The sequence below is a fragment of the Ilumatobacter sp. genome (genome assembly GCF_049588435.1).
GTDB lineage: Bacteria > Actinomycetota > Acidimicrobiia > Acidimicrobiales > Ilumatobacteraceae > Ilumatobacter_A.
The window spans coordinates 1-2,960 of sequence record NZ_JBAVYV010000512.1; the positions used below are offsets into that span (position 1 = coordinate 1).

The 2,960-nt window shown below is 67.0% G+C and carries 3 protein-coding genes; 2 read left to right on the forward strand and 1 reads right to left on the reverse strand.

Going from position 1 to position 2,960, the window contains the following annotated elements; all coding sequences use genetic code 11:
- A partial coding sequence (locus WBV89_RS19155; protein ID WP_423982926.1) for an acyl-CoA dehydrogenase family protein occupies window positions 1-591 on the reverse strand: 591 nt, incomplete at its 3' end.
- Window positions 592-686: 95 nt separating this feature from the next.
- Between WBV89_RS19155 and WBV89_RS19160 the strand changes: the two genes are divergently transcribed.
- Together WBV89_RS19160 and WBV89_RS19165 are read left to right on the forward strand one after the other, a co-directional pair.
- Complete coding sequence (locus WBV89_RS19160; RefSeq protein WP_423982927.1) at window positions 687-2,264, forward strand: acyl-CoA synthetase; 1,578 nt, start codon at window positions 687-689, stop codon at window positions 2,262-2,264.
- 3 nt (window positions 2,265-2,267) lie between these two features.
- Window positions 2,268-2,960 (forward strand): FadR/GntR family transcriptional regulator (locus tag WBV89_RS19165; protein WP_423982928.1); only part of this gene is annotated, 693 nt, incomplete at its 3' end.

Below are 2,960 nucleotides of genomic sequence, written 5' to 3' on the forward strand. Positions count from 1 at the left end.
CGTGTCCATGTCGGCGAGCAGCATCGTGGCTCGCCGGCCCGAGTCGTCGTCGGCCTCGCGACCCATGATGATCACGAACTGGGCGCCGTCGGCCCCGGTGATCAGCCACTTGGTCCCGTTCACGACGAACTCGTCGCCGTCGCGAGCAACGGTCGTCTGCATGGCGCGGGGATCACTGCCCGCGCCCGGTGCCGGCTCGGTCATGGCGAAGCACGAGCGGATCTCGCCGGCGACCAGCGGCCGCAGCCAGCGCTCGTTCTGCTCGCGAGTGGCGACCTTGGACAGCAGGTTCATGTTGCCTTCGTCGGGCGCGAAGCAGTTGAGTGCGAGCGGGCCGAGCAGCGAATACCCGGCAGCGATGAACACTTCGGACATCGACACGTGGTCCAGACCGAGACCTCCCCATTCGGTCGGCGCGTGCGGTGCGACCAGCCCAGCGGCGTGCCCGAGCGCCACGAGTTCCCGTCGGAACGCATCGTCGACTCGAGCCGGTTCGCCCGTGTGCTCGAGCGGGATGAGTTCGTCACGCACGAACGCTGCGGTGCGGTCACGCAGCTCGATCTGTTGCTCGGTGAGTTCGAAGTCGATCACAAGACCCCCTGGTCGATCGCGTGCCAGTCGGTTGACAACCCCTGCATTGTCATACAATATTACCAAAGACGCAAGACACGAATGTGAGGCCGATCATGACCGACGACACCATCGACGACACATTCGAATGGAACGTGCCCGACACGTTCAACTTCTCGGCCGATGTGGTCGACCGCTGGGCAGCCGATCATGACCGCCTCGCGCTCATCACCGTCGATGAAGCCGGCAACGACCAGCGGTACACGTACGCCGACATCGCCGCAGCCGCCGGGCGCCTGGCGAACCTGCTCGCCGAACTGGGCCTGCAGCAGGGTGACCGCATCATCGTGATGCTGCCTCGGATCGCCGAGTGGCAGATCGCGATGGTCGCCGCCACACGCATGGGCGTGGTGCCCATTCCCTGCATCACGATGCTCACCGCGTCCGACCTCGCCTATCGCGTGGAACACAGCGACGCCGTCGGGGTGATCTGCCCGGCCGACCACTGCGCCAAGCTCGACGGTCTGGCAGCGCTGACCGTCAAGGTCGCGGTCGGCGAAGCTCCCGACGGGTGGATGAGTTTCGCGGACTCCGACGACCACTCCCCCAATTTCACGCCTGCCACGGTCGGCGCCGACGACCCGGCGATCCTCTACTACACGTCCGGCTCCACCGGCTCGCCGAAAGGCGTCACCCACGCTGCCCGCGCGCTGTGGGCATGGTCGGGCTCCGCGATCCACTGGCTCGGGCTCACCCCGGACGAACGGATCTGGTGCACGGCCGACACGGGCTGGTCGAAGGCCGGCACGAGCATCCTGTTCGGCCCGTGGAGCCAGGGCGCGTCGGTGCTGTTCCACGACGGACCGTTCGTCCCCGCCGAGCGGTTCCGGCTACTGGAGCGGTTCGAGATCACCTGCTTCTGCGCAGCGGCGACAGAACTGCGCCGATTGATCCTGGAAGACGCCTCGGGCTTCGACTTGTCGAAGCTCCGCTCCACCGTCTCGGCCGGCGAGTCGGTGAACCCCGAGATCGTCGACCGGTGGCGCGACGTCAGCGGCACCACCGTCCTCGACGGCTACGGCCAGACCGAAACCCTGATGACCGTCACCAACCGGCCGGGACGTCCGGTCAAGCCCGGCTCGATGGGCCGTCCGCTCCCTGGCGTCGATGTCGCCGTGCGATCCGACGACGACGCCACGGCGGTCACCGGCGCTGGAGAACTGCTGATCCGACTCCCCAACCCGCAGGTGATGCTCGGCTACTGGGACGACCCCGATCGCACCGCCTCGTCGCAAATGACACTCGACGGCTCGGAGTGGTTTGCAACGGGCGACAACGTCGAGATCGACGACGAGGGCTACGTCTTCTACACCGGTCGCGCCGACGACATCATCAACTCGGCGGGCTACCGGATCGGCCCGCAGGAGGTCGAGAACGCACTCATCCGACACCCCGCTGTTCAGGAGTGCGCCGTGGTCGGCGTCCCCGATGCCGACCGTGGTGAGCTCGTGAAAGCGTGGGTCGTGCTCGCCGACGGATACGTCGGCGACGACCACCTCGTCGCCGCGTTGCAGACCCATGCCAAAGCAACCACCGCCCCCTACAAGTATCCGCGCGCGATCAGCTTCGCCGAGGAGCTTCCCAAGACCGTCACCGGCAAACTCAGGCGCAACGTCCTGAGAAAGATGGGTTGATCCATGAGTGATGCAGTGTTCGAGACCCTCGAGCGACTCCCCGCCTACCGGGTGGCCGAACAGACCATTCGCCGACAGATCGTCGACGGCACCCTCACGCCCGGCACCCTGCTGCCGCCCGAGCACGACCTCGCCGAGCAACTCGGCGTCACTCGACCCACCGTGCGCGAGGCATTGAGATCTCTCGAATCGGCCGGGCTGATCGAGCGCGGTGCCCGCCGCCGCATGGCGGTCACTGCGCCGGCAAAGAGCGTCGTCACCAACGCCATGCACGAGGCGATCGTCCTCCATGGCATCTCCTATCGCGAGTTGTGGGAGGTCCAGACGGCGATCGAACCCCTCGCCGCCCGACTGGCCGCCACCAACATCACCCCCGACATCGTCGAGCTGCTGCGGACGAATCTCGACAGGACGGCCGGCTGCCTGGACGATCCAGCTGCGCTCGCCGAGGCCGACGTCGAGTTCCACGACCTCGTCGCCCAGGCGTCCCGCAATCATGCCCTGCTGCTCGCCCGCGAGCCCCTCGGCGCCCTCCTCTTCCCGGCGTACGGCACCGTGATCCGACGGATCGGACCGGGGCGCCGACTGTTCGAGGCTCACAGCCGCATCTTCCACGCCCTCGAAGACGGCGACGCCGCAACGGCTCAGGATTGGATGACCAAGCACATCGTCGACTTCAAGCGCGGCTGCGAACTC